The 24,876-nt window shown below is 67.5% G+C and carries 21 protein-coding genes; 15 read left to right on the top strand and 6 right to left on the bottom strand.

Features of this window, described 5'->3' with window-relative positions; translation table 11 throughout:
* Nucleotides 1-3 precede the first annotated feature (3 nt).
* Both C3942_RS01060 and C3942_RS01055 read right to left on the bottom strand, forming a co-directional pair.
* Nucleotides 4-819: an SDR family oxidoreductase gene (locus tag C3942_RS01060; RefSeq protein WP_104228478.1), complete on the bottom strand. Its 816-nt coding sequence runs from the start codon at nt 817-819 to the stop codon at nt 4-6.
* Nucleotides 820-823: 4 nt separating this feature from the next.
* Nucleotides 824-1,903, bottom strand: coding sequence for an MBL fold metallo-hydrolase (locus C3942_RS01055; RefSeq protein ID WP_104228477.1), 1,080 nt, complete (start codon nt 1,901-1,903; stop codon nt 824-826).
* A 101-nt stretch (nt 1,904-2,004) separates the two neighbouring features.
* On the opposite strand from C3942_RS01055, the gene C3942_RS01050 reads away from it, so the two are divergent.
* Complete coding sequence (locus C3942_RS01050) at nt 2,005-2,673, top strand: TetR/AcrR family transcriptional regulator (RefSeq protein WP_207765929.1); 669 nt, start codon at nt 2,005-2,007, stop codon at nt 2,671-2,673.
* On the top strand, nt 2,670-3,635 hold the full coding sequence (locus C3942_RS01045; protein WP_104228475.1) for an NAD-dependent epimerase/dehydratase family protein: 966 nt from the start codon (nt 2,670-2,672) through the stop codon (nt 3,633-3,635). Before C3942_RS01050 ends, C3942_RS01045 begins: the two co-directional genes overlap by 4 nt.
* Here C3942_RS01045 and C3942_RS01040 read toward each other — a convergent pair.
* A complete protein-coding gene (locus tag C3942_RS01040) occupies nt 3,632-4,264 on the bottom strand; it encodes a TetR family transcriptional regulator (protein ID WP_104228474.1) in 633 nt (210 codons plus the stop codon). The genes C3942_RS01045 and C3942_RS01040 overlap by 4 nt on opposite strands.
* 83 nt (nt 4,265-4,347) lie before the next feature.
* Between C3942_RS01040 and C3942_RS01035 the strand changes: the two genes are divergently transcribed.
* From C3942_RS01035 to C3942_RS01020, 4 genes are all read left to right on the top strand, one after another.
* Nucleotides 4,348-6,300: a CocE/NonD family hydrolase gene (locus tag C3942_RS01035; protein WP_243393486.1), complete on the top strand. Its 1,953-nt coding sequence runs from the start codon at nt 4,348-4,350 to the stop codon at nt 6,298-6,300.
* Nucleotides 6,297-8,048, top strand: a complete 1,752-nt coding sequence (locus C3942_RS01030; RefSeq protein WP_104228472.1) for a hypothetical protein — start codon at nt 6,297-6,299, stop codon at nt 8,046-8,048. The genes C3942_RS01035 and C3942_RS01030 overlap by 4 nt, the downstream gene beginning before the upstream one ends.
* A gap of 140 nt (nt 8,049-8,188) precedes the next feature.
* Entirely contained in the window at nt 8,189-9,301 is a 1,113-nt protein-coding gene (locus C3942_RS01025; RefSeq protein WP_165797269.1) for an FG-GAP repeat domain-containing protein, read from the top strand.
* A 207-nt stretch (nt 9,302-9,508) separates the two neighbouring features.
* Nucleotides 9,509-9,736 carry a helix-turn-helix domain-containing protein gene (locus C3942_RS01020; protein WP_104228470.1) on the top strand — a complete coding sequence of 76 codons (228 nt, stop codon included), beginning with the start codon at nt 9,509-9,511 and terminating at the stop codon, nt 9,734-9,736.
* On the opposite strand, the gene C3942_RS01015 is transcribed toward C3942_RS01020, so the two are convergent.
* Nucleotides 9,733-10,671 (bottom strand): recombination-associated protein RdgC, encoded by a 939-nt coding sequence (locus tag C3942_RS01015; protein ID WP_104228469.1) that lies wholly within the window; start codon nt 10,669-10,671, stop codon nt 9,733-9,735. The two genes, C3942_RS01020 and C3942_RS01015, sit on opposite strands and share 4 nt — an antisense overlap.
* A gap of 103 nt (nt 10,672-10,774) precedes the next feature.
* Nucleotides 10,775-11,437 carry a TetR/AcrR family transcriptional regulator gene (locus C3942_RS01010; RefSeq protein WP_104228468.1) on the bottom strand — a complete coding sequence of 221 codons (663 nt, stop codon included), beginning with the start codon at nt 11,435-11,437 and terminating at the stop codon, nt 10,775-10,777.
* 80 nt (nt 11,438-11,517) lie between these two features.
* Here C3942_RS01010 and C3942_RS01005 point away from each other — a divergent pair, with 80 nt between their 5' ends.
* The 9 genes from C3942_RS01005 to C3942_RS00965 all read left to right on the top strand — a co-directional run bounded on the left by C3942_RS01005 (nt 11,518) and on the right by C3942_RS00965 (nt 21,854).
* Nucleotides 11,518-13,023: a flavin-containing monooxygenase gene (locus C3942_RS01005; protein ID WP_104228467.1), complete on the top strand. Its 1,506-nt coding sequence runs from the start codon at nt 11,518-11,520 to the stop codon at nt 13,021-13,023.
* Nucleotides 13,024-13,106: 83 nt separating this feature from the next.
* Nucleotides 13,107-13,946: an SDR family NAD(P)-dependent oxidoreductase gene (locus C3942_RS01000; protein ID WP_104228466.1), complete on the top strand. Its 840-nt coding sequence runs from the start codon at nt 13,107-13,109 to the stop codon at nt 13,944-13,946.
* Between the two features lie 123 nt (nt 13,947-14,069).
* Nucleotides 14,070-15,857, top strand: a complete 1,788-nt coding sequence (locus C3942_RS00995; RefSeq protein ID WP_104228985.1) for an acyl-CoA dehydrogenase — start codon at nt 14,070-14,072, stop codon at nt 15,855-15,857.
* Nucleotides 15,858-16,033: 176 nt separating this feature from the next.
* Nucleotides 16,034-16,903 carry a M24 family metallopeptidase gene (locus tag C3942_RS00990; protein ID WP_104228465.1) on the top strand — a complete coding sequence of 290 codons (870 nt, stop codon included), beginning with the start codon at nt 16,034-16,036 and terminating at the stop codon, nt 16,901-16,903.
* 25 nt (nt 16,904-16,928) lie between these two features.
* Nucleotides 16,929-18,683 (top strand): SDR family oxidoreductase, encoded by a 1,755-nt coding sequence (locus tag C3942_RS00985; protein WP_104228464.1) that lies wholly within the window; start codon nt 16,929-16,931, stop codon nt 18,681-18,683.
* 25 nt (nt 18,684-18,708) lie between these two features.
* Nucleotides 18,709-19,662 carry a metal-dependent hydrolase gene (locus C3942_RS00980; protein WP_104228463.1) on the top strand — a complete coding sequence of 318 codons (954 nt, stop codon included), beginning with the start codon at nt 18,709-18,711 and terminating at the stop codon, nt 19,660-19,662.
* A gap of 54 nt (nt 19,663-19,716) precedes the next feature.
* Nucleotides 19,717-20,049 (top strand): hypothetical protein, encoded by a 333-nt coding sequence (locus C3942_RS00975; RefSeq protein WP_104228462.1) that lies wholly within the window; start codon nt 19,717-19,719, stop codon nt 20,047-20,049.
* Between the two features lie 102 nt (nt 20,050-20,151).
* The gene (locus C3942_RS00970) at nt 20,152-21,090 is read left to right on the top strand and encodes an ABC transporter ATP-binding protein (RefSeq protein WP_104228461.1); all 939 of its coding nucleotides are present in this window, start codon (nt 20,152-20,154) and stop codon (nt 21,088-21,090) included.
* Nucleotides 21,087-21,854 carry an ABC transporter permease gene (locus tag C3942_RS00965; protein WP_104228460.1) on the top strand — a complete coding sequence of 256 codons (768 nt, stop codon included), beginning with the start codon at nt 21,087-21,089 and terminating at the stop codon, nt 21,852-21,854. Before C3942_RS00970 ends, C3942_RS00965 begins: the two co-directional genes overlap by 4 nt.
* Before the next feature lie 174 nt (nt 21,855-22,028).
* Here the strand turns inward: C3942_RS00965 and C3942_RS00960 are convergent, their stop codons facing one another.
* The gene (locus C3942_RS00960) at nt 22,029-24,431 is read right to left on the bottom strand and encodes a c-type cytochrome (protein ID WP_104228459.1); all 2,403 of its coding nucleotides are present in this window, start codon (nt 24,429-24,431) and stop codon (nt 22,029-22,031) included.
* Nucleotides 24,432-24,876: the final 445 nt, after the last annotated feature.

The raw sequence follows: 24,876 nt of genomic DNA, 5'->3' as shown, positions 1-24,876 counted from the left end.
GGCTCAGCGGGCCTGTGCCCGCTGCTGCTGGCGCTTGCGGCCGCGGGACTGCAGCCATTTGAGCAGCGACCCGCTGAGCCCGGGAAAGGCGCTGCCGAGCTTGGCGATCCGGCCGCGCGAGGCTGGCAGCGTGATCTCGATGGGTGCCTTGTCCAGTGCATTCAGGATCGCGCGGGTGATGTCCTCGGCGGTCAGCGCCCTGGCGTTGCCGGAAAAGGTCATCGCCGCCTGTTCGTAGTCCACCTGCAGGTCCAGCATCGGCGTCTGTACCGCGTCCGGGCAGATCACCGTGAGCTTCACGCCGCGCGGCGCCAGGTCCAGGGCTGCCGAGAGGCTGTAGCCGCGCACCGCGAACTTGCTGGCGCTGTAGAGGTTCAGGCCCGGCACCGGCGCAATGCCGGCCAGCGAGGCGATGTTGACGATATGCCCGCCGCCCTGGCGCAGCATCTGTCGGGCCGCCGCCTGCGTGCCGAAGACCACGCCCTTGGTGTTGATGTCGAAATGGCGGTGCACTTCCTCGGCGCTTTCCTCGTGCACATAGCCGGGCTTGAGGTAGCCGGCGATGTTCATCACCACGTCCAGCCGTCCCCAGTCGGTGGCCAGCGCCGCCACCAGGGTTTCCCAGGCCTGCGGATCGCGCACATCGAGCAGTTCGGTGCGCAGGTTCTCCGGGGAGGCCAGCTCCTTGCGCAGGATCGCCAGGGCCTCGGCATTGATGTCGGTGGCGCAGACGCGGTCGCCGCGGCGCACCAGCGCCATCGCCGTGTTGCGGCCGATGCCCGAGCCACAGCCGGTCAGCAGGTAGGTCTTCGTCGGCATGGGCCTAGGCCGCCTTGCGGGCCGGCGGGGCCTTCTGCAGGGTGCCGTACTGAAGGTCGCCCACCCGGAAGCCGGGCGCGGTGCGCGGGAACAGCCAGTAGCCGGCCGATTCGGACGAGGGCGCGATGTTGGGATAGCGCTCGTCGCGCGGGTTGGGCCCGGCGATGCTCTTTTCCTGCACCATCGAGATGTACTGGTCGATGGCGTATTCGGCGGTATTGCCGTTGAGCACCACTTCCGCGCCGGTGTAGCGCGCGAACTCCGCCACGCCCGGCACCGGCGACAGCGCCGGCACGTAGGCTTCCACGGAAACGCCGTTCTCGCTGGTGACCTTCAGGCCCTCGGGCGTATGCGCCACGATGGAATGGTTGCCCTCGGTATGGCCCTTGGTGCGCACCAGCGCCACGGAGCCGTCACCCAGCGAGGTGTCGTGGTCCAGCAGGATCACCTTGTCCATCGGCACGCCGTCGATGCCGCCGGGGCAGTACCACTGGTTCTGCCAGGGGATCAGCGAATGCGTGCTCTCCCACTCCTCGCGCATCACCAGCAGCTTGGCATTGGGCAGCAGTCCGGGGCGGCCCGGGCCGCCGAGCCAGCGCGTGACGTTCTGCGTATGCAGGTGGTCGTAGGTGATGTAGTCGACGTCGGCCGGGTCCAGGCCGATCTTCTTCAGGATGTTCAGCACCGTATCGGTCTTGCGGAACACCAGGGCCTCCGACACCGGCGCGAACACGCCGTAGGAATCGGTCAGGCGCTTGAAGAACGGCGTTTCCAGCTGGTGTTCCCAGTCCGACGGGCTGGCCAGCAGGGTCTTGAGGCCTTCGCTGGATTCGAACTGGATGACGAACAGGCGGTTGCAGAGATGGATGTACGGCGAAGGGCCGGTGTGGGCGTTCAGGTAGCCGTACTTGGACGGGTAGGGCACGCGCACCAGTTCGAAGGACTGGTAATAGCGCACCTTGGGGCCGGCGAGCATCTGTTTGCGGAAATCGCCGGAGGCCTGCTTGACGTTGTCCACGCGGTCCAGGGGGCGCAGGGCGTCACGCGTGCCGTCGAAGGTGGTGATGCGGTTCAGGATGCTCATCGTTGCCTCTCGCAGCGGCTGGAGAACGGGTAGGGGGCGCCGTCCGGAGGGCGGCAGTGGCGGGACTGTATTTTGGGAAAGAAATCTTGTCAAATATACGGATGAGCAAGAAACCCCTCCCCTCCAAGCGCCGCGTCTATGGCGGCGTGAATGCCGAGCAGCGCGTGCAGGAACGCCGCGAGCGCCTGCTGGCGACGGCGCTGGAGCTGTTCGCCACCCAGGGGTACCAGAACACGCCGATCGAGCAGCTCTGCGCCGACGCCAAGGTCACCACCCGTCACTTCTACGAGGCTTTCGCCGGCCGCGAGGCCCTGCTGCTGGTGCTGTACGAGCGGATCATCCGCGAGGCCCAGGGCGCGGTGCGCGAGGCGCTGCAGCGCCCGGGCCTGGACCTGGCGGCGCGCATTCCGCAGGTGATGGGGGCCTTCATCGAGACCTACGTCCGCGACCGTCGCCGTGCGCAGGTTGGCGTGCTGGAGGTGGTCGGCGTGAGTCCGGCGGTGGAGAAGCGCCGCCGCGAGGTGATCCGGGAGTTCGCCCAGGTGCTGGAGGGCTATGCCGATTCGCTGGTGGCGCAGGGGCTGCTGCCGCGCCGCAACTACCACCCGGTGAGCCTGGCGCTGGTTGGCGGCATCAACGAACTGCTGGCGGAATGGCTGATGTCCGGCGATCCCGGCAGCCTGCAGCAGCTCCATGACGCGATCAGCGATGTGATGCAGGCTCTGCTGCTCGGCGGGGCGGCGATGGCCCGACAGGAGAAGGGGAAATGACGACGATCGCGATCACCGGCATCGGTGGCTTCATCGGCCTGCGCATGGCGCAGCGCGCGCGGGAACTGGGCTGGCAGGTGCGGGGCCTGGACGTTTCGCCGGCGGCGGCGCAGCGTGCCAGGGAGCAGGGTGCGGAAGTCTTCGTCGGCGACATCAACGACGCCGTGTTGCTGCAGCGCTGCTTCAGCGGGGCCGACATCGTGTTCCATACCGCGGCTATCGTCGAGGAGGACGGCGCGCGCGAACTCTACGAGCGCGTCAATGTCGAGGGTACGCGCTCGGTCTGCCGCGCAGCGGAAGCGCAGGCCGTGCGCCAGCTGGTGCAGCTGTCCTCGGTGATGGTCTACGGCTTCGGCTACCCGGACGGGGTGACCGAGGAGGGCCCCTTCCGCGACGACGGCAATATCTACAACGAGACCAAGCTGCGCAGCGAACGCGTGGCGCTGGAGTTCCACCGCCCGGGGCGCTTCGAGGTGATCGTGATCCGGCCCGGCGATGTCTACGGTGCCGGTAGCGTTCCCTGGGTGCTGCGACCGCTGCAGCTGCTCAAGCAGGGCCTGTTCATGCTGCCGGACGGCGGGCGCGGCGTGATCAACCATGTCCACGTCGACAACCTGCTCGACGGCGTCTTCCTGGCGCTGGAGAGGAAGGCAGGCGGCGAGTGCTTCACGATCTCCGACGGTGTCGCCACCGAATGCCGCGAATTCTTCGCGTACCACGCGCGCCTGCTGGGGCGCGAGCGGGTGCCGACGGCGCCGGGAGCCTTGCTGATTGCCGTCGTCGGCCTGCTGGCCTGGCTGTACCGGCTGCTGGGCCGCAAGCCGCCGGCAAGCGCGGCGGGCATCCACTTCCTGCGCCGCCGCGGTGCCTACTCCATCGAAAAGGCACGGCGGCTGCTCGGTTATGAGCCGGCGGTGTCGCTGGAGGAAGGCATGCGCGGCGTCGCGCGCGAGTTATCCTAAGCCTCGAAAGGCTTCTTGGCAGCCTGCTGCAGGGCCAGGCGGCCCAGGAATTGGGCGCGCATGTAGCTCACCAGGTCGTCGCGGATCACGCGGCGCTGACGCGGGCTCTCCAGGTAGTCCAGCGCGCGGTAGCACATGTAGTAGGTGATCGAGGTGGTGGCCTGCAGCAGGGCATCCGGCTTTGCGCCCGGCACCAGCTTCATGCTGGTGATCTGATCCACGCTCTCGGTCGCGATCTCGTGGATCACCCGCTGCATCGCCTTGCGCATCGGCGACTCGGCGTTATGCAGTTCACGCACGCCGATCCTCAGCACGCTGCTGTTGTCGCGCGCCCAGTCCAGGAAATACTCCGCTGCGCCAACCGAGGCGTCGGCGTGCCGCGCGGCATTGCGCCGGATCTCCTTCATGGCCGCCATGAACTTGCCTGCCACCTCGGCGGCGGCGGCGTGCCCCAGGTCTTCCAGTGTCTCGAAGTGGCGATAGAAGGTGTTGTGGTTGAGCCCGGCCTCGCGGGCCAGTTCACGTAATCCGAGTGAAGACAGTGAGTTGCCGTTGCGCGCCGCGAGCCGGAACGCGGCTTCGATGAGGCGTTGCTTGCCGCCGGGTTGCGTAGGGCCATCCGTTTCCATGTCGCCGATTGTACCTGCTTGACGGAAGGTATCCAACTGGATACTTTAGGTATCCAAGTGGATACAAAGGCTCAGGGGTGCGCATGAGGATGGAGAAGACGCCCAAGCCGAAGCTGCTTCCGCTGCTGGGCGCGGCACTGCTGGTGCTCGCCGGCTGCGGCAGTTCTTCGAAGGTGGAGGGTGGTGGCAGCGAAACGCCGATGGCCCGCGGCCTGGCGACCACGCTGGGCACGCGTTCCGAGCCGGCCCGGCGCAGCCCGGCTCCGCGCAGCAGCGGCGCCGCCGGCTGGGTGGACTACGAGACGCCGGAGACCTACGCCGGCACCGTCAAGCACGACAACATCGTGTTGACGATGGACGATGGCACCGCCATCTCGCTGCAGGTGGTGCGGCCGACGGGCGCGGATGGCACCGCGGAAAGCTCGCCGCTTCCGACCATCGTGACCTTCACGCCGTACAACAAGAACGTCACCGCCTACGTCTCGCTGGGCGGCGCGATCAATCCCTACTTCGTGAAGCGCGGCTACAACCACGTGCAAGTCGACGTGCGTGGCACCGGCCGCTCCGGTGGTGGCTGGGACCCCTTCAGCGCACGCGAGCAGCAGGACTACCCGCAGGTTATCGACTGGGTGATCCGGCAACCCTGGAGCAATGGCGTGGTCGGCACGTGGGGCATCTCCGCTACCGCCACCACCGCGCTGCTGGCGGCGAAGGGCGGGCACCCGGCGATCAAGGCGGTGTTCCCGATCGTGCCGCATGGCGACATCTACCGCGACGTGGTGCTGGTGGGCGGGCAGGGCAGTATCGCCTTCCTGCCGGCCTGGATGGCGGTGGTGACGGCGTTGGCCACGGTCAATCCGGCGTTCCATGACCAGCCGGCGCAGTACGCCGCTGCCGTGGCGGATCATCTGCTGGGCCTCAACGGCTTCCTGGTGCCACGCACGCTGGGCGTGCTCGCCGCCGAGCCGGACACTGCCTACGACAACGGCTATTGGGCCGACAAGGCGCCGCTGGAAGTCGCGCGTGGCGTGAAGGTGCCCACCTTCATCGTTGGCGGCCTTTTCGACATCTTCCAGCGCAGCGAGCCACTGAACTACGAGGCGCTGAAGGGGCATACCACGGCCAAGCTGCTGATCGGCCCCTGGCATCACCTGGAGGCCGCCACCGGCACCGGCCTGCCGATGGATGGCGTGCCCTCGCTGGATCACATCGCGATGATGTGGTTCGACCGCTATCTCAAGGACATTCCCAATGGCGCCGAGCACCTGCCCAATGTCACGCAGTGGGTGTGGGGCCATGAGCGCTTCGACACCAGCAGCGACTGGCCGCATCCGCAGGCGCGCGCGCAGCGCCTCTACCTGCAGGGCGGTTCGCTGGCGGAGGAAACGCCCGCCGCCGGCGCGGCGCCGGCCACCGTGATCCAGCAACCCTTCAACGGCGTCTGCTCCGAGAGCGCCATGCAGATCGCGATCGGCATCGTGGCCTACGCGCCGCTGCCCTGCTGGTACAGCGACAACCTGGCGCAGACCCTGGAAGCGACCTTCGACACAGCGCCGCTGGAACAGGACCTGTACATCAACGGCCCGATCCAGGCCGACATCTGGATATCGACCACGGCGCTGGATGCGGGCCTGGTGGTGAGGGTCTCCGACCTGGAGCCGAACGGCAACGCGCGCTCGCTCAGCAGCGGACTGCAGACGGCCTCGCTGCGCGCGGTGGACGCGAGCCGCTCGCGCTGGCTCGACGGCCAGATGATCCAGCCCTGGCATCCCTTCACCGCCGACTCGGTGGAAACCGTGGGTATCGGCAATCTCGTCCATGTGCCGGTGGAGGTGTTTCCGACCAGCGCCCTGATCCGCAAGGGGCATCGCCTGCGCATCTCGGTGGGGGCCAGCAACTTCCCCTTCGCGATGATGCCGATCCCGAATCTGCTGCAGTCCCTGGCCGGCGTTATGAGAATCTATGGCGACGCGCAATATCCGTCCAGCGTGGTCATCCCTGTCGTGCCGGTGTCCGCCCTGCAGGCCACGCCATGAAATCCGCGCTCTGGTTCCTGCCGCTGTTGCTGCTGGCGGGCTGCGGCGCGGGCAGTGGCTCCAATGACGAGGCGGTTGTTTCGTCCGGCAAGACGCTTTACGTCAGTGCCGAGGCGCCCGAGGGCGGTGACGGCAGCCGGCAGCGTCCCTTCAGCTCGCTGGCGGAACTGGAGCGGGCTTCCGCGCCGGGCGACACCCTGGTGGTGCTGCCAGCACCGCTTGGCATGGCTCCGCTGGAGGGCGGCATCGCCCTGCAGCATGGGCAGCGGCTGATCGGTGGCGGGCCGGCGGTGGTGCGCAAGCGCTCCGATGCGGCGGTGGCGGGCGTCAGCGAACTCGCCTCACTGCCGCGCATCGCCAACAGCAATCCGCTGCGCCAGCGCGGCGACGCCGTGCGGCTGGCGCCAAGCAGCGAGGTACGCAACCTGGTGATCGCCTCGGCCTCGCGCGGCGGCATCTATGGGATCAACGTGCCGGGCGCGGTCATTCGCGGCAACGATGTATCCGGCTACAACACGCGCTGCGCGGTCGGCTTCACGGTGGAGCGCTTCACCGCACCGACGCGGTTGCCGTACTTCGGCGTGCCGCTGGTCCTGCCGGCCGGCTGGGCCGGGATCATGGTGGATGCCGACGAGGGCGAGGGCGAGGTTAGCATCCTCGACAACCATGTACACCACGCCGCCTGCGGAAACGGCATCGACCTGCGCATCAAGGGCTCGGCCGACTACCGCGCCGACATCTCCGGCAACTTCGTGACGGAGCTGCATAAGGGCCCGCTGGGCGAGACGCAGGAATTCCACCTGGTGCATGCCATCACCACGCAGATCACCGGCAACGCACGCCTGGAGGCAATGTCGGTGAACAACAAGCAGACTTTCATCGGCGGCCCCGGCGCCGACTGCGAGGGCCTGTTCATGAACCTGGCCGACAACGCGTTGGCCCGATGGACCATCGATCGCAATGTCTTCGAGCACGGCATCGGTGGTTTCTCCTGCAATGGCATGGAGGCCGTCATCAGTCACGGCCCGGCACATGGCGAGATGCGTATCAACGATAGCTCCTTCGTCGACAATCCCGGCGACATGCTGCAGCAGGACAACCTCGGCAGCGGTTCGACGCTGATCCTGGAACTGGACCGCGTCATCGTCCGCGACACCACCGAGCGTCCCGGCAGCCCGGATGCGCAGCCGCTGCCCTTCAACCTGGGCGAATGCATTCTCGTCGGCAGCGACGGCGCCGACAACACCACGGTATTGCGCGTGCGCGACAGCGACTTCTCCAACTGCAACAACGGGCTCACGATCCTCAGTGGCGTATCCCTGCTCAACGGCGGACTGTCCGATGGCCTGATCGATGTCGAGGTGGTCGATTCCAGCTTCCGCAACAACGCCTACAGCAACCTCGTCGTGGGCGTGATCGCGCCATTGCGGGAACTGCGGCTACGCGTGGAGAGCAGCGATTTCCGCGGTGCCGGCGACAGCGCGCTGGCCTTCAAGAAGATCAACCTCGGGCGCATCGAAACAGCCAGCGTGGACTTCGGCGGGGGCGCCCTCGGCAGCCGCGGCGGCAACTGCATTGCCGGCCGTGCCAGACATGACGCGACCACTGAGGGACTTGACGTGCTGCTGCGCGGCAACTGGTGGGGCCGCGCGGGCGGCCCCGACGGCGCCCGGCTCTCCGAGCGGCGAGGCTCGCTCGACACCGGCGCGCCGCTGGGCAAGGCACCTTCGCGTTGCGGGGTGCCCTGAGTCCGGCAGGCATTCCGGACAGGAACCGCTCTACGCGGTGCTGCAGCGCCGGCGTGGATGGAGAGAGACGGCGCCGGGCTGGACGCCGGTTTGATGTATTGCCACCTACGGGAAATGGAGTTTCGGACATGGAGATGCGGATGAATGCGACAAGGGGATGGACGGCGCTGGCCGGCATGGCGGCACTGGGAATGAGCGCGATGGCTGTGGCTGCAGCCAGCTTCGCGCCGGCAGTGAACTACGCGACCGGCAGCGCCGGCGGCCCTGGCCCTGCAGCCGAGGCGATGGTCCAGGCCGACCTGGACAATGACGGCGATGCCGACATCGTCATGGCCGACTGGTGGGGCACCGGCATCCGCACGATGCTCAACAACGGCAGCGGCGGCTTCGGCCCGGCGATCGTGACCAACCTCAGCACGAGCACCGGCTCGGTCGGCGCGGGCGACTTCGACGGCGACGGCAAGGTCGATGTGGCCGTGGCCACCGGCATGCAGCTGATCATCCTGCGTGGCAACGGCAACGGCAGCTTCACCGAGCTGAGCCGCCGTACGCTGGTGGTCTCGGGTCAGGTGCAGGCTTACGTGTTCGATACCAACAACGACGGCCGTCTTGACATCGTGGCACCGACGCCTGGGGGCGTGAAGACCTTCCTTGGCCAGGGCGATGGCGACTTCGTCGATGGCCCGACCAGCCCGGTCTACACCGTCATCAGCTCCACCGCCCGCGGCAACTTCAACAACGACGGCATCGCGGACATCGCCATCATCGACGACGTGGCCCAGCGCGCGATCATCATGCGCGGCAACGGCGACGGCAGCTTCACCGAGATAGCCACGGCCTTCCTGGGCTTCATCGCCGAGGATATCACCGCCGGCGACCTCAACGGCGACGGCATCGACGACCTGGCCTCGGCTGACTCGTTCTCCTTCTCGATGTCGGTGGTGCTGTCCAACGGTGTGGGCAACTACCAGCCGACAAAACGCTACTTCGGCATCGGAGGCCCGGTGGGCATCCGCATGGCCGACTTTGACGGCGACGGCGACCGTGACATCGTGGTATCGGCGGTGGTCACGAGCAAGCTGATGGTCTACACCAACAACGGTGCCGGCAGCCTCAGCGGCCCACTGAACCTCAGCGTGACCAACCAGCCGCAGACCCCGGTAGTGGCCGACTACAACCGCGACGGCAAGCCGGACATCGCCGTTGCCGGTGCGGGCGGCCAGCTGTCGGTGCTGCGCAACACCTCGCCCTGAGAACGACGGTGTTTGACTCGGCAATCCTGCGAAGCGACTCCCCGGCGGCAACGCCGGGGGGGCTTCGGATCCTCATCGCGCCGGCGGCCGGCCTGCGCCCACGAAATGGGCCCGCGCATGCGCCAGCGCGTGCTGGCGCCGAAGGCAGGGCGCCCCGGCGCGGGCTATTCCACCGCCAAGGTCGTGGTCTCCAGGCTCTGAGTATCGGTGCGCACGCTCAAGCAGCATCTGGCCGCCGACGGCACCAGCTACCGTGAGCGGGTGGACGAGGCGCGGCGCTCGGAGGCCTGGGGCCTGCTGGAGCGGCCGCAGATGTCGGTGCAGGACATCGGGGAGTTCCTGGGTTACCAGGACCCGGCCTCGTTCACGCGTGAATTCCAGCGCTGCGGCGGAACAGATGCCCGAGCCGTGCGCGACCGCAGTTGGGAGGCTTAGGCCTCTGCCATCTCGTGCTTCATGCTGCGCTCGCTGCCCCCGGAGAGCGGCGCGCCCACGGCTTCCGCCAGGTCCTTGAGCAGCAGCGACAGCTCGCCGCTCATCAGCGCGAAGTCGATGTCGAACTGCTCCTCCGGGTGATCGGAGGTCTCGTTCTCGGTCTCGCGCACGGCGAGGAACTTCACCTTCTTGATCTGCAGCTTCTCGGTCAGCACGAAGCTGACCTTGTCGTTCCAGGTCAGGCCCAGCTTGGTGGCGAACTTGCCCTCCGTGATGTGGCGGCGGATATCCTCGCCTTCCAGGCCGTGGCGCACGTAGCGCACCGTGGGCTTGCTTTCGTCGGTGCCGCAGAGCTCGCACTCGTCGCCCAGCTCGAAGCGGCCCGGCGCCTCGCGCGAGGACAGCCAGCCGGTCATCAGGGCGGAGGGCGCCTGCGCCGGCTCCAGCAGCGTGACCGCGAGTTCGCCGTTGAGCGTATTGCGCAGCATCTCCACCAGCTCCTCGGCCTTGGCCGGGGCGCTGGCGTCCACTACCAGCCAGCCGCCGGTGGGGTCGATCCAGGCGCGCAGGCTGCGGCGGCGCACGAAGGCGCGCGGCAGCAGTTCCATGATCACCTGGTCCTTGATCTCGCGCATCATCTTCTTGCCCGGCTTGTAGCCCTTGACCTGTTCGATCTGGGCGGCGCGCTCGTCGGCGTGCTGGCGCACCACGGAGCCCGGCAGCAGCTTCTGCTCGGTGCCCAGGGCGATCATCAGCTGGCGCTCCATGGAGCGCACCAGCGGCACCTCGCCCTGCGGCGCGACCCAGCCGCGCGACTGCAGGTTCTGTCCCATGCAGGGCGTCAGGGGCTGGCGCGCCAGCTCTTCTTCCAGCTCGCCGGGCGACATCGCCCAGCCGGGCGGGAGACGGTAGACCTGCAGGTTCTTGAACCACATGGCGACGGTTACCCACGGGCGACAGGAGCTGTCGCGCGTCTTGCATCAGGGGAGTCGGCGCCGCGGAAAGCGGGGGCGCCGGGATGCGGGGATTATCGCATGCTCAGCCGGCGGTAGAAGTCTTGACAGACCAGGACAGGATCATCGCCTCGAACAGCGCGTAGCAGTTGTCCCGCACCGATTCCACCGGCTGCTCGAAGCCGTCGTAGACCCAGTGCATGGCGACGTTGATGCAGGCGCCGACCAGGCCGGTGGCGATGATCTGCGGATCCAGGCCGCTGCCCTTGAGCTGGGGGTAGAGCGCCTGGGTGAACTGCAGCAGGAAGCCGCTGAGCCCCGAGGTGACCTGGCGCGACTGTTCGGTCATCGCCGGGCTGATGCTCAGCACGTCCACGAACAGGATGCGTGCGCAGCGCGGGTCCTCGCGCAGGCCCTGGAAGAAGGTTTCCAGGCCGGCCCGGGCCATGGCGCGCGGGTCGGGCTGGTGGCGGCGGATGACCTCGAGTACGCGCCCCCGGAGCTGTTCCACCTGGCGCTGGTAGACCTCGCCGAACAGGGCCTCCCGGTCCTTGAAGGACTCGTAGAAATAGCGCTCGGTCAGCCGGGCCTCGGTGCAGAGTTCGCGCACGGTCACGCCGTGGTAGCCGCGGACGCCATAGAGGGCGAGGCCGGCCTCCATGAAGCGTTCGTGGCGCTCGCGCTGCCGCTGTTCCAGGGGCAAGCCCCTGAAAGTACGGCGTTTCGGCGGGTCCGTGGCGGGGCTCATGGCGACATGTTGACATGAGATGTTGTCAAATGTAAATTGACAACACTGATTGTCAATTTATGCGTCGAGGAGAGCGGGCCATGGCATTCGATTCCAGGGGCGGTCGGGGCGGCAAAGGGCTGTCGGTACTGATCGTCGGCACGGGCTTCTCCGGCCTGGGCATGGCGATCCAGCTCAAGCAGGCCGGCTTCGAGGACTTCACCATCCTGGAACGCGCTGGCGACGTCGGCGGCACCTGGCGCGACAACAGCTACCCCGGCTGCGCCTGCGACGTGCAGTCGCACCTCTACTCCTATTCCTTCGAACCCAACCCGAACTGGTCGCGCATGTTCGCGCCGCAGCCGGAGATCAAGGCCTACCTGCAGCACTGCGCCAGGAAGTACGGCCTGCTGCCGCATATCCGCTACAACGCCGAACTGGTGCGAGCCGAGTACGACGAGAAGGACGCGCTATGGAACGTGACCACGCGCGCCGGCGAAACCTACAGCGCCAGCGTGCTGGTGTCGGGCATGGGCGGCCTGTCCACGCCGGCGTTCCCGTCGATCAAGGGCCTGGAAGCGTTCAAGGGCAAGATGTTCCACTCCGCCCACTGGGACCATGGCCATGACCTGGAGGGCGAGAGGGTGGCGGTGATCGGCACCGGCGCGTCTGCGATCCAGTTCGTGCCCAAGGTGGCGCAGAAGGCGGCGCGCCTGGACCTGTACCAGCGCACCGCGACCTGGATCCTGCCCAAGCCGGACCGCGAGATCAGTGCGGCCGAGCGCCTGCTGTTCCGGCGCTTCCCGGCGGCGCAGCGAGCGCTGCGCAACAGCATCTACTGGATGCTGGAATCGCGCGTGCTGGGCTTCGTGATCAACCCGCGCGTGATGAAGCTGGTGGAGCGCCAGGCTCGCGGCCATATCCGCCGCCAGGTCAAGGACCCGGTGCTGCGGAAGAAGCTGACGCCGGACTACACCATCGGCTGCAAGCGCATCCTGATCTCGGACGACTTCTACCCGGCGGTGTCGCGCGCCAACGTCGACGTGATCACCGACGGCATCCGCGAGATCCGCGCCCACAGCGTGGTCGATGTCAACGGCGTGGAGCGCGAGGTGGACACCATCATCCTGGGCACGGGCTTCAAGGCGCAGGACCCGATGCCGCGCGGAGCGATCTTCGGCCGCGGCGGGCAGGACCTGCTGGATGCCTGGACCGACGGCCCGGAGGCCTACAAGGGCACCACGGTGGCCGGCTTCCCGAACTTCTACGTGCTGATGGGCCCCAATACCGGCCTGGGCCACAGCTCGATGGTCTACATGATCGAATCGCAGATCCAGTACGTGCTGGATGCGCTGCAGGCCATGCGCCGGGACGGGCTGCGCAGCCTGGAGGTTCGCCCCGAGGCGCAGGCGCGCTACAACGCCGGCCTGCAGCAGAAGCTGGGCAAGGCGGTGTGGCAGTCGGGCTGCAAGAGCTGGTACGTCAACGAGGCCGGCAAGAACACCACGCTGTGGCCGGGCTTCACCTTCCGCTTCCGCGAACTGACCCGCCAGGTGGAGCTGGTGGACTATCAGACCGAGCCCCGCGTCGCCACGGCCAAGGCCTGAGCGGCGCTATCATTACATCATTCGCTGTATAGGTTTTCATCCGCCGCCCCCTGGGCGGCGGCATTCGACAAGAGAGGGGATTCATGAAGTCGTTCAAGAACAAGGTCGCCGCGATCACCGGCGCCGCTTCGGGCATGGGCCGTGAACTGGCCGTGGAACTGGCCAAGGCCGGCTGCAGCGTCGCCATCAGCGACGTCAACGAGGCCGGCCTGGCCGAGACCGCCGCCCTGGCGCGCGCCTACGGCGTCAAGGTCACCTCGCAGAAGCTCGACGTGGCCAAGCGCGAGGCGGTCTATGCCTGGGCCGACCAGGTGGTGGCCGATCACGGCAAGGTCAACCTGATCTTCAACAATGCCGGCGTGGCCCTGGGCAGCACCATCGAGGGCATGAGCTACGAGGATTTCGAATGGCTCATGGGCATCAACTTCTGGGGCGTGGTCTACGGCACCAAGGCCTTCCTGCCGCACCTCAAGGCGGCGGGCGAGGGACACATCATCAACACCTCCAGCATCTTCGGCCTCGCGGGCATCCCGTCGCAGTCGGCCTACAACTCCGCCAAGTTCGCCGTGCGCGGCTTCACCGAGTCGCTGCGCCAGGAACTGGACATCGCCCGCTGCGGCGTCTCCGCCACCAGCGTGCACCCGGGCGGCATCAAGACCAACATCGCCGCCGCCGCGCGCTTCTCCGACAACATGAAGGACTTCACCGGCAGGAACGACAAGGAAGCCAAGGCCAACTTCGAGAAGCTCTTCATCACCACCGCCAACTCGGCCGCCAGGACCATCCTCAAGGCCGTGCAGAAGGACAGCCGCCGCGTGCTGGTCGGCCCCGATGCCGTGGCCTTCGACGCGATGGTGCGCTTCCTGCCCACCGGCTACCAGAAGCTGGTGTCCTGGGGCACCAAGCGCCAGATGTCGAACTGAAGCGCGCTTCGCCGAGCCAGGGCCGCGCACGGCGGCCCTGGCCGATATGATGGAGGCGGCGGACCATGTATCCGCCGCCTTTTTTATTGTCCGCGAGCCGGAGGAGAAGACGTGCCGCAGCTGATGAACCGCCGTGACCTGGATTTCATGCTCTACGAGCTGCTGGATATCGGCGGGCTCACCGGCGCACCGCGTTTCGCGATGCACGACCGGGCGGCCTTCGACGGCGTGCTCGACGCCGCGATGAAGCTGGCCGAGCAGAAGTTCCTGCCCCATGCCGCCAAGCTCGACGCCAACGAGCCTCATTTCGACGGCGAGCGCGTGCACATCATCCCCGAGGTGCGCGAGGCGCTGGACGCCTACGTCGAAGGCGGCTGGATGTCGGCGGCCTTCGACGAGCGGCATGGCGGCATGCAGCTGCCCTATGCGGTGGTGGCCGCGGCCAACGGCATCTTCGTGGCCGCCAACTGCGGCACCTCCGGCTATCCCTTCCTGACCTCGGCCGCTGCCAACCTGCTGCGTGCCCACGGCACGCCGGAGCAGCAGACGCGCTACATGAAGCCGATGCTGGAGGGGCGCTGGTTCGGCACCATGTGCCTGTCGGAGCCGCAGGCCGGCTCCTCGCTGGGCGATATCCGCACGCGCGCCATTCCCCAGGCCGACGGCAGCTACCACCTGGTCGGCAACAAGATGTGGATCTCCGGCGGCGAGCACGATCTGTCCGAGAACATCGTGCACCTGGTGCTGGCGCGCATCGACGGCGCGCCGGCCGGCGTCAAGGGCATCTCGCTGTTCATCGTGCCCAAACATCGCGTCAACCCGGACGGCAGCCTGGGAGCGCGCAACGGCGTGCGCCTGGCGGGCCTGAACCACAAGATGGGGTATCGCGGCACGGTCAATACCGCGCTGAACTTCGGCGAGACGGTGCCGGCCGTGGGGCAGATCGTCGGTAGCCCGGGGCAGGGCCTGGCCTGCATGTTCCACATGATGAACGAGGCCCGCATCGGCGTCGGCATGGGCGCGGCGACGATGGGCTATGCCGGCTACCTGTTCTCGCTGGACTACGCGCGCCAGCGTCCGCAGGGCCGGCCCGCCTCGGCCAAGGACCCGGCCAGCAAGCCGGTGATGATCATCGAGCACTCGGACGTGCGCCGCATGCTGCTGCAGCAGAAGGCCTACGTCGAGGGCGGCCTGGCGCTGTGCCTGTACTGCGCGAAGCTGGTGGACGAGCAATCCATCGAGCAGGACCCGAAGCGGCGGGAAGAGTTGCACCTGCTGCTGGAAATCCTGACGCCGATGGCCAAGGCCTGGCCCAGCGATTTCTGCCTGGAGGCGAACAAGCTGGCGATCCAGGTGCTGGGCGGCTACGGCTACACCCGCGACTACCCGGTGGAGCGCTACTACCGCGACAACCGCCTCAACCCGATCCACGAGGGCACCAACGGCATCCAGGGCCTGGACCTGCTGGGCCGCAAGGTGACCATGCACAACGGCGCGGCGCTGCGCCTGCTGCTGGGCCGCATCGGTGCCACGGTGAAGGCCGCGTCGGCAGTGCCGGAGCTGGCGGAGTACGCGCAGGCCCTGAAGCAGGCCGCCGACACCGCCGCCCAGGTCACGATGACGCTGGGGCAGGCGGCGCTGCAGGGCAAGCTGGACCTGTTCCTGGCCAACGCCCATCTCTATCTGGAGATGATGGGCCACACGGTGATCGCCTGGCTGTGGCTGGAGCAGGCGAGCAAGGCGCAGGCGGCGCTGGCGGGGGCCGGAGCGGCGGACCGCGCCTTCTATGCCGGCAAGCTGCGCGCCTGCCGCTACTTCTTCCGCTATGAGCTGCCCAAGGCGGCGCGGCAGGCGGAGTTGCTGGCCCGGCTGGACGACACCTGCCTGGCGATGTCTGCCGACGAATTCTGAACGGCCCTCGCGACGCAGGCGCGCCGGATGCCGCCCGGCGGCTGCCGGTTGACTTGCCATGCCGCCGGGAGCTCACTCGGCAATGGCCTTCTCGCCAGCCCGCCGGGGCTGGCGGGCAATGACATCCGGGGTGTATTGTGACACTGTTTGATGTCACATTTGTCCGGGAGAGGGACATGAGCGAAGCATGGATTCCGTCGGCCGAGGAACTGGCCGGGTTCCGCAAGGCCCAGCGGCTGGCCTACGACTGCGCGGAGGCCATCACGGCCGAGATGAAGCCGGGCATGACCGAGCGCTTCGTCGCCGCGCGCATGAAGGAATACCTGCTCGATCACGGCGCGGACGACTGCTTCCATGAGCCCTTCGCCTGGTTCGGCGATCGCACCGCCTTCCGCGGCCTGATCGCGTTCAAGCAGCTGGGCGGCTTCAATCCGGCGTTCTATCCCGGCCTGCGCCGCCTGGAAGAGAACATGCCCTTCATCCTCGACTGCGCTCCGACCATCCAGGGCTGCACCGCCGACATCGGCTACTGCGGCGTGATCGGCCGGAACGCGATCCTGGATCGCCTGATGGACGACCTGATCGAGTACCGCCAGCTGATCCTGGAGCAGGTCAGGGCGCGCCGTCCGCTGGCCGAGATCAGCCGCGCCGTGGACGCGCTCTGCGCCCGGCACGGCTACGATCCGCGCCACAAGGCCTATCCCTTCGAGACGCTGGCGCACCGCATCGAGAAGCTGAAGGACGACGGCAAGAAGAGCCACCTGAAAATCGCCAACTTCGGCGTGCGCAACATCGGCGAGCTGCTGCGCGACAAGATCCGCGGCGCCCGTGAAGGCTGGAACCCGATCTGGAACAGCAGCGATGCCTCCAATCACGTGCCGACGCCGGGCCTCTGGGCGGTGGAGCCGCACCTGGGCTTCCGCGAGGTGGGCGCCAAGTGGGAGGAGCTGCTGGTGGTGACCGATACCGACGCCTTCTGGCTGGATGACGACGTGCCGCACGTGCGGCGCTGGGCGCAGCGGGGCCTGTGGAAGCAGGCGGCGTAGAACAACAGCATCCGAGGAGCAAGTCATGACACCCAGCCAGATCGTCCAGTCGGGCGGCATCGAACTCGCCGTGTACGAATGGGGCAAGCCCGGCAAGAAGAAGCCCACCATCGTGCTGGTGCACGGCTATCCCGACGCCGCCAGCGTCTGGAAGGCCACCGCGGAGATCCTGTCGCAGCGCTACTACGTGGTGGCCTACGACGTGCGTGGTGCCGGCCGCTCCAGCACGCCGGATCACACGGCGGCCTACGACCTGGACCACCTGGTGGCCGACTTGGCCGCCGTGGTCGACAACGTCAGCCCCGACAAGCCGGTGCACCTGGTCTGCCACGACTGGGGCTCGATCCAGTGCTGGGAAGCGGTGACTACCGAGCGCATGGAGGGCCGCATCGCGTCCTACACCTCGATCTCGGGGCCGAGCATCGACCACGCCAGCTACTGGATCATGAACCGCCTGCGCAGCGGATCGCCGGAGAAGATCGCGCAGGTCGGGCGCCAGCTGGCGCACAGCTGGTACATCGGCATGTTCCAGCTGCCGGTGCTGGCGCCGGCGCTGTGGAAGGGCGGCCTCGACAAGCTCTGGCCGACGCTGCTGGAGAAGGTGGAAGGCATCGCCGAAGCCGAGCCGAATCCGACGCAGACCCGCGACGGCGCCAACGGCGTCAACCTCTACCGCGCCAATTTCGTGAAGCGCCTGCTCAATCCGCAGGAGCGCCGCACCGAGCTTCCGGTGCAGCTGATCGTGCCGCGCGGCGACAAGTTCATGGTGCAGGAGATCTGGGACGACCTGCCGCAGTGGGTGCCCAACCTCTGGCGCCGCGAGGTGGACGCCGGCCACTGGCTGCAGGTCAGCCATCCCGAGTTGGTGGCGGCCCATGCCGCGGAGTTCGTGGACTTCGTCGAGCGCGGCGTGGAGTCTGCGGCGCTCAAGCGTGCCCGCGTGCGCGAGGAGCGCCGCGGCAAGGCCCACAGCGGCAAGCTGGTGGTGATCACCGGCGCCGGCTCCGGCTTCGGCCGCGAGACCTCGCTGCTGTTCGCGGAAGCCGGCGCGGACATCATCGCCGTGGACATCAACCTGGAAGCCGCCGAGCGTACCGCCGAGCTGTCGCGCCTGCTGGGCGCCCAGGCCTGGGCGCGCAAGACCGACGTCGGCAGCATCGAGGACATGCAGTCGCTGGCGGACTGGGTCGAGAAGGAGCTGGGCGCCCCGGACATCGTCGTCAACAACGCCGGCATCGGGGTGGCGGGCTCCTTCTTCGACACCAGCGATGCCGACTGGGAGCGCGTTCTGCGCGTCAACCTCTGGGGCGTGATCCATGGCTCGCGCTTGTTCGGCAAGCAGATGATCGCCGCCGGCAAGCAGGGGCACATCGTCAACGTGGCCTCCATGGGCGGCTTCACGCCCTCGCGCTTCATGTCGGCCTACAACACCAGCAAGGCCGCGGTGATGATGCTCAGCGACTGCATCCGCGCCGAACTGGCCGACCGCAAGATCGAGGTCAGCACCATCTGCCCGGGCCTGTCGATCACCAACATCACGCAGAGCACCCGCTTCGTCGGCGCCTCGCCGGAAGAGGAGGCGCGCCGGCAGCAGAGCGCCACCAAGCTGTACCAGAAGCGCAACCTCAAGCCGCAGACCATCGCCCGCGCGATCCTGGACGCGGTGGAGCACAAGCGTGCCGAGGTGCCGGTCGGAGTGGAAGCCCATGGCTCGCGGCTGCTGTCGCGCTTCTTCCCGGCGCTGTCGCGCCGCCTGGCACGCCTCGACGTCGCCCCCTGAACCCGATCGCCACAGGAGCTTTTCCATGGCCGTAACCGAAATCACCGCCAAGCTAGGCGAGACCGGAAAACCCGCGAAGCCTGCTTCCAACACGCAGGGACGCCTGATCCCGCGCAAGGTCCAGTTCGACTGGGAGCAGACCCCCACCGACTGGATCCCGGGGCATCCCTTCGCCAGCTACTTCATCAACGAGATCAACACGATCCTGCCGGCCGGCGAGTTCTGGTTCTGCCGCCTCTACAACAAGGCGCTGCCCCATGTCACCGACGCCAAGCTGCGCGACGACATCCAGATGTTCATGCGCCAGGAGGCGATGCACGCGCGTGCACATGGCGGCGCCATCGAGGGCTACCTGAAGAAGCGCGGCATCGAGACCGAGCGCAACACCCGCATCATGGACTTCCTGTTCGAGCAGGTCCTGGCCGACGAACCCTTCGGCCGCAAGCTGCCGAAGTTCCTGCAGAAGGAATGGCTGGTGTTCCGCCTGGGCATCATCGCCGCGGTGGAGCACATGACCTGCGTGCTGGGCAAGTACGCCCTGGAGAACCAGCATTGGGACGCGGCGGGCGCCGACCCGGTGCTGCTGGACTTGATCCGCTGGCACGGCGCCGAGGAAGTGGAGCACCGCAGCGTCGCCTTCGACCTCTACCAGCACCTGGGCGGCAGCTATCCTTCGCGCTACTACCTGGCCTGTATCGCCACCCCGATGGTCTTCGCGCTGTGGGTGGACGGCGCCGCGCACCTGATGGGCCAGGATGCACGCTTTGCCGGCAAGAAGCCGGCGCTGTGGAAGCCCTGGATCTGGCGCGAATGGTATCGCGTCAGCAGGACCGGACAGTTGCCCAACCCGTTCTGGCTGATCTTCCTCAAGCAGCTGCCGTTCTTCAGCCCCTGGTACGACCCCGTCAAGGAAGGTTCCACCGAACAGGCCCTGGCCTACCTGAACTCCTCGCCGGCGGCCGCGCGCGCCGCGGCCTGAGGCGCGCTGTATGATCCTCCTCCGGCGGCCCGGATCGGCCGGAGGAGTGCTCTGATGAACAGGCGATGGATCGCGGGGCTGGCGCTGGCCTGGATGGCGGGCCTGTCCGCCGCGCCGCTGGTGACCGACAAGCCCGTGCCCTGGAACGGCGGCACGGTGAAGCTGGGCGACGCCGAGGCGCAGGTGCGTGCCGCGGCGGGCAAGTACCCGGATCGGGTGGTGCCGCTCAATCCCACGGAAGGCCTGCCGATCGGCGAACAATGGATGTTCATCGGCCAGGGCCGGCCGGCGCAGACGCTGTGGGTGGAACTGATCCGCGGACGCGTGACGCGGGTCTGGACCGAGCCGCTGGACTCGAAGAACAACGGCAAGGCAGACCTGAAGTAGGCCGGGGGACCGAGCGGCCGTTCGCCCGCAGGTCCGGGCGGTTTACATTTGCTTACAAGCCCGAGATGGCCCCCGCCATGCGGCTTTGCTAAGGTCGCGCCCATGTCCGCGATCCTCTCGATATCCGGCCTGACCAAGACCTACGCGTCGGGCCTGCAGGCACTCAAGCAAGTCGACCTGGAAATCCGCAAGGGCGAGATCTTCGCCCTGCTGGGTCCCAACGGCGCCGGCAAGACCACGCTGATCAGCATCGTCTGCGGCATCGTCACGGCCAGTTCCGGCACGGTGGTGGCCGATGGCCACGACATCGTCCGCGACTACCGCGATGCGCGCATGAAGATCGGCCTGGTGCCGCAGGAACTGACCACCGATACCTTCGAGACGGTCTGGGCCACGGTGACGCTGAGCCGCGGGCTGTTCGGCCGCGCTCCGAACCCGGCGCTGGTGGAGCAGGTACTGCGCGACCTGTCGTTATGGGACAAGCGCCACGACAAGATCATGACCTTGTCCGGCGGCATGAAGCGCCGCGTGATGATCGCCAAGGCCCTGTCGCACGAGCCCACCATCCTGTTCCTGGACGAGCCCACCGCGGGCGTGGACGTGGAACTGCGCCGCGACATGTGGGCGCTGGTGCGCCGCCTGCGCGACAAGGGCGTCACCGTGATCCTCACGACGCATTACATCGATGAGGCGGAGGAGATGGCCGACCGCATCGGCGTCATCCGCAAGGGCGAACTGATCCTGGTGGAGGACAAGGCCACCCTGATGCGCAAGCTCGGCCGCAAGCAGCTGACGCTGCAGCTGCAGGAGCCGATGCAGGAAGTTCCGGCCGGCCTGTCGGAATGGAAGCTGAGCCTGAAGGACGGCGGCCACGTGCTGGAGTACAGCTTCGACGCCCACGAGGAGAAGTCCGGCATTCCCGAGTTGCTGCGTCGCATGGGCGAGCTGGGCATCGGCTTCAAGGACCTGAACACGGAGCAGAGCTCGCTGGAGGACATCTTCGTCAGCCTGGTCAGCACCCGTGCGGAGAGCGCGTCATGAGGTTCAACCGCCACGGCGTCTGGGCCATCTACCATTTCGAGCTGGCGCGGTTCCGCCGCACCCTGTGGCAGAGCCTGATGACCCCGGTCATCACCACCTCGCTGTACTTCATCGTGTTCGGTGCCGCCATCGGCTCGCGCATGAGCGAGGTCAACGGCGTGCCCTACGGCGCCTTCATCGTGCCGGGCCTGATCATGCTGTCGCTGTTCACCGAGAGCATCTTCAACGCCTCCTTCGGCATCCATTTCCCGAAGTTCACCGGGACCATCTACGAGCTGCTGTCCGCGCCGGTGTCGCCGGCGGAGATCGTGCTGGCCTACGTGGGCGCCGCGGCGACCAAGTCGGTGATGATCGGCTCGGTGATCCTGCTGACGGCCAACTTCTTCGTGCCGGTGCAGATCCTGCATCCGTTCTGGATGCTGGCCTTCCTGGTGCTGACGGCCGTCACTTTCAGCCTGTTTGGCTTCATCATCGGCATCTGGGCCAAGGGTTTCGAACAGCTGCAGGTGATCCCGATGCTGATCGTGACGCCGCTGACCTTCCTCGGCGGAGCTTTCTACAGCATCGACATGCTGCCGCCGGCCTGGCGCAGCTTCAGCCTGTTCAATCCCATCGTCTACCTGATCTCCGGCTTCCGCTGGAGCTTCTACGGCGAGTCGGACGTGGGCATCGGGATCAGCCTGCTGGCGACGCTGGGCTTCTTCGGCCTGTGCCTGCTGGTGGTGGGCTGGATCTTCAAGACCGGGTATCGGTTGAAGAACTGAGCTGTCCCTCGGGGCCGTTCGCCGTCCTACGCGCCCGTGGCATCGAGCAGCGGATAGGCACGGTCCAGGAGCAGCCCCCAGCCCCGGCGGCCGAGGCCGGAGCGCAGGCGGGAGAAGGGCCGCTTCATCGGGAGCTTCCGGCAGCGGATGGCCGGAAGCTTACCCCGGTGCCGGCTACAGGGTCTTCAGGTATTCGATGATCGCCTCGCGCTCGGTGTCGGTGAGCACGGCGGCGAAGTCATGACCCTGGTTGCCCTGGCTGTAGAGGTGTGTGTTGTAGATCTTGCGGTCCTCGGCCTGCTGCTGGGACACCTGCAGGAAGATCGGCAGCTGCCCCAGGTTCCAGGCCAGCAGCACATTGCCGTAGAGCGCGTGCAGCACGCGCTGCACCAGAGGCGTGCTGTCGCTGCCCGGGTTGCAGTCGATGAAGGGCAGGGTGCCCATGCCGCAGGCCAGGGCATCGTACTTCCAGCCCAGCTTCTTCGGGTCATAGGCGCGCGCCATGCTGACGTCGTAGCCCATCACCACCTTGCCCTCCATGCCTTCCGGAGCCGGGGTGGAGACTCGGCGCCAGATCTTCGGCCGTTCGTCGGGCTTGAGCAGCGTCCAGGCGTCCGGTACCGAGCCGTTGTGCAGATAGGGTGCCGAGGCCCAGACGCCGTACAGCGGCGGCGCGAGGTAGCCCAGCGGGCGGTCGCCGCGGATCTCCTCGCGGTTGCGCGGGCCGCAGTCGTGCTCGGTGCCGATCGTTTCGGGGTAGCCGAGGAAGCTGGTGGAGCCGTACTGGTTCACCGCCTCGTTGTTGGTGTCGGCGCGGCGGCGGTCGGTGCGGATCACCTCGTGCGCCGCGATGTTGCTGGCGACGCCTTCCATGGACGGATCCGCCAGATAGCTGGCGTCGTGCACGTAGCGCGGCGAGTAGGCGCCATGGCAGCTGGCGCAGGAGCCGTTGCCACCTTCCGGCCGCGGCGCGGGGTTGTCCAGGCCCGCCCCCCAGAGATCCTTGCTGTGGAACAGGATGGCGCCGCGTTCGGCCAGCGCCGTGTCCACCGGCAGCGGGTACTCGGGGGACTTCAGCGAAAGGATCCACTTGTCGGCGTGCTGCGCGTGCGCGCGCACCCAGTCCTCGCCGGACTGGCCGCCGAGCACGCCGTCGATCGGCGTGTAGAAGATCAGGTCCACGCGGCTGGAATCGCCGGCGAAGTAGCCGTCCTGGAACTTCAGCGGGCGCGAGCCCATGTTCCACCAGGACGGCGTATCGCCCGAGGCGGTGGAGCCCGACAGCAGCATGCCCAGCGTGTACTGGTCCAGGCGCAGGCCGGTGTTCTGGTTGGCCAGGAAGAAAACGTTCACGTCGCTGGCGTTGTTGGTGCCGCGGCTGGTGCCGAACAGCGCGAAGATCACGCCCGGCGACAATCCGCTTTCGCCCACCTCGCGCGACATCAACGCAATGTCCTGCAGGTTGTTGCCCAGGCCATAGTGGAAGCCGCCGCCCTCCTCGGGCAGGCCGGCCGCGCCGCTGTGGCAGGCATGGCAGGTGAAGCCGACCCGGCCGGTCCACTCGCCATTGGGGCCGCGCAACTGCGTCATGAAGGCCGGCAACTGGCCGCTGCCGCCGGGCTTGAGCGGATCGTTGGGGTCTTCGTCCGGCAGCGGATAGGGATTGGGATAGGGCGCCAGCGGCATGCCGTAGCGCTCCGCGACCAGGTAGTCGAAGTCCGCCGGCCGCTCGTTCAGGCCCCAGAAGCGCCACAGGCGGTTGTAGGCGTCGATCGACATCTGCAGGAACTGCCCCTCCTGCTTGTCTCCGGCGAAGAAGGTGCCGGAGCCTTCGCCGCCGTTGCCGCGCATCAGCCGGTCGCCGATCGCCCAACTCGCGCGCAGGTCGCCGCAGGTCTTGGGCTGTGCCTGTTCGCCGACGAGCTCAGGATCGGCATGGCAGTCCGCCCAGTAGGCGTTGAAGTGCACGGCCTTGCCGTCGCTGGCGCCCGGGACGACCCGCGAGCGGGGATCGGGCGGCAGCACCGCATCGTCGCCCTGGTCCTGGCAGAAGTCGAACCACAGGTGCCCGCCATGGCGGCTGCCCAGCAGCGGCCGTTCCTCCACCGCGCCGCCGCCGATACCGCCGAGCAGCCCGGTGCAGGTACTCTCGTTCTCGAAGCACTTGAGCAGCACGTCCATCGCCTTGTAGGCATCGCTGCCCGCCGGCCAGGGCGCGCCGCCGCTGTGCGGAGTCTCCTGGCCCGAGGCCATCAGCAGGATGCGCGAGGTGGGATTGTTCCTGCCCAGGCGCTCCCAGCTCAGCCGGAGCAGGGCCATGTCCTGGGACTTGTCGGTGGGATGGAGCATGAAGTCCTGCCCGTTCTCCACGTCGCCGGGGCCGCCGTCGACATGGCAGCTGCGGCAGAAATCCAGGCGCGGCTGCACCTGGCTGGCGAACAGTTCCCCCATGCTGCGCGGGGAACTGCCGCTGCCGTCACCGGAAACGCCCTCGCTGCGGCCGCTGTAGTCGCCGCAGGCCGCCACCAGCAGGGTTGCCAGCACCAGGGCGCCATGCGCCCGCTTCGCAGAATTCACGGTGTCTCCTCGACGTGTCGCTGCGTTATCTGATGCGCCATTCAATGCTTGAATTTGACTTAAGTCAAGTATTGAAAGGGACAGAGCGCGGTCCCGGGCGAGCGACTAATGCAAGAGCCCGGCTCCGGCCGGCAAGGATTCCTCATGGGCCTCTACGGCAGATGATGTGCCGGGGAGGCCGCAGGCGCCGTTCCCGGTCGCAGGGGCCCCTCTTGAACGGCCGCGATCCCATCCCCAGGAAAATATCCAACTCCAGGCGGCTGCCGTGGGGGAGGATCGACAAGGGGCGCGGCGAGTCGCGCTCATCTGGCGCGCCGGCGGAGACCGGCGGGTGGAACATGTACGGACTACACCAATCCTTTGCCGCCGAGCAGGAAGCGCGGCGCAAGCAGGCCTTCCAGCGGGCCGTGATGGTTCTGGGCAGCGACGAGGCTGCGGCCGAGTG

This window comes from Solimonas fluminis (genome assembly GCF_002930645.1).
In the GTDB taxonomy this organism is placed as follows: Bacteria; Pseudomonadota; Gammaproteobacteria; order Nevskiales; family Nevskiaceae; genus Solimonas_A; species Solimonas_A fluminis.
Note: the sequence above shows the minus strand (reverse complement) of the source record. Positions and strands in the feature narration are given on the sequence as shown.

Coding starts and splice junctions, on each gene's coding strand:
- C3942_RS01060 (WP_104228478.1), bottom strand. CDS start 819: ATGCCGACGAAGACCTACCTGCTGACCGGCTGTGGCTCGGGCATCGGC.
- C3942_RS01055 (WP_104228477.1), bottom strand. CDS start 1,903: ATGAGCATCCTGAACCGCATCACCACCTTCGACGGCACGCGTGACGCC.
- C3942_RS01050 (WP_207765929.1), top strand. CDS start 2,005: ATGAGCAAGAAACCCCTCCCCTCCAAGCGCCGCGTCTATGGCGGCGTG.
- C3942_RS01045 (WP_104228475.1), top strand. CDS start 2,670: ATGACGACGATCGCGATCACCGGCATCGGTGGCTTCATCGGCCTGCGC.
- C3942_RS01040 (WP_104228474.1), bottom strand. CDS start 4,264: ATGGAAACGGATGGCCCTACGCAACCCGGCGGCAAGCAACGCCTCATC.
- C3942_RS01035 (WP_243393486.1), top strand. CDS start 4,348: ATGAGGATGGAGAAGACGCCCAAGCCGAAGCTGCTTCCGCTGCTGGGC.
- C3942_RS01030 (WP_104228472.1), top strand. CDS start 6,297: ATGAAATCCGCGCTCTGGTTCCTGCCGCTGTTGCTGCTGGCGGGCTGC.
- C3942_RS01025 (WP_165797269.1), top strand. CDS start 8,189: ATGAATGCGACAAGGGGATGGACGGCGCTGGCCGGCATGGCGGCACTG.
- C3942_RS01015 (WP_104228469.1), bottom strand. CDS start 10,671: ATGTGGTTCAAGAACCTGCAGGTCTACCGTCTCCCGCCCGGCTGGGCG.
- C3942_RS01010 (WP_104228468.1), bottom strand. CDS start 11,437: ATGAGCCCCGCCACGGACCCGCCGAAACGCCGTACTTTCAGGGGCTTG.
- C3942_RS01005 (WP_104228467.1), top strand. CDS start 11,518: ATGGCATTCGATTCCAGGGGCGGTCGGGGCGGCAAAGGGCTGTCGGTA.
- C3942_RS01000 (WP_104228466.1), top strand. CDS start 13,107: ATGAAGTCGTTCAAGAACAAGGTCGCCGCGATCACCGGCGCCGCTTCG.
- C3942_RS00995 (WP_104228985.1), top strand. CDS start 14,070: ATGAACCGCCGTGACCTGGATTTCATGCTCTACGAGCTGCTGGATATC.
- C3942_RS00990 (WP_104228465.1), top strand. CDS start 16,034: ATGAGCGAAGCATGGATTCCGTCGGCCGAGGAACTGGCCGGGTTCCGC.
- C3942_RS00985 (WP_104228464.1), top strand. CDS start 16,929: ATGACACCCAGCCAGATCGTCCAGTCGGGCGGCATCGAACTCGCCGTG.
- C3942_RS00980 (WP_104228463.1), top strand. CDS start 18,709: ATGGCCGTAACCGAAATCACCGCCAAGCTAGGCGAGACCGGAAAACCC.
- C3942_RS00975 (WP_104228462.1), top strand. CDS start 19,717: ATGAACAGGCGATGGATCGCGGGGCTGGCGCTGGCCTGGATGGCGGGC.
- C3942_RS00970 (WP_104228461.1), top strand. CDS start 20,152: ATGTCCGCGATCCTCTCGATATCCGGCCTGACCAAGACCTACGCGTCG.
- C3942_RS00965 (WP_104228460.1), top strand. CDS start 21,087: ATGAGGTTCAACCGCCACGGCGTCTGGGCCATCTACCATTTCGAGCTG.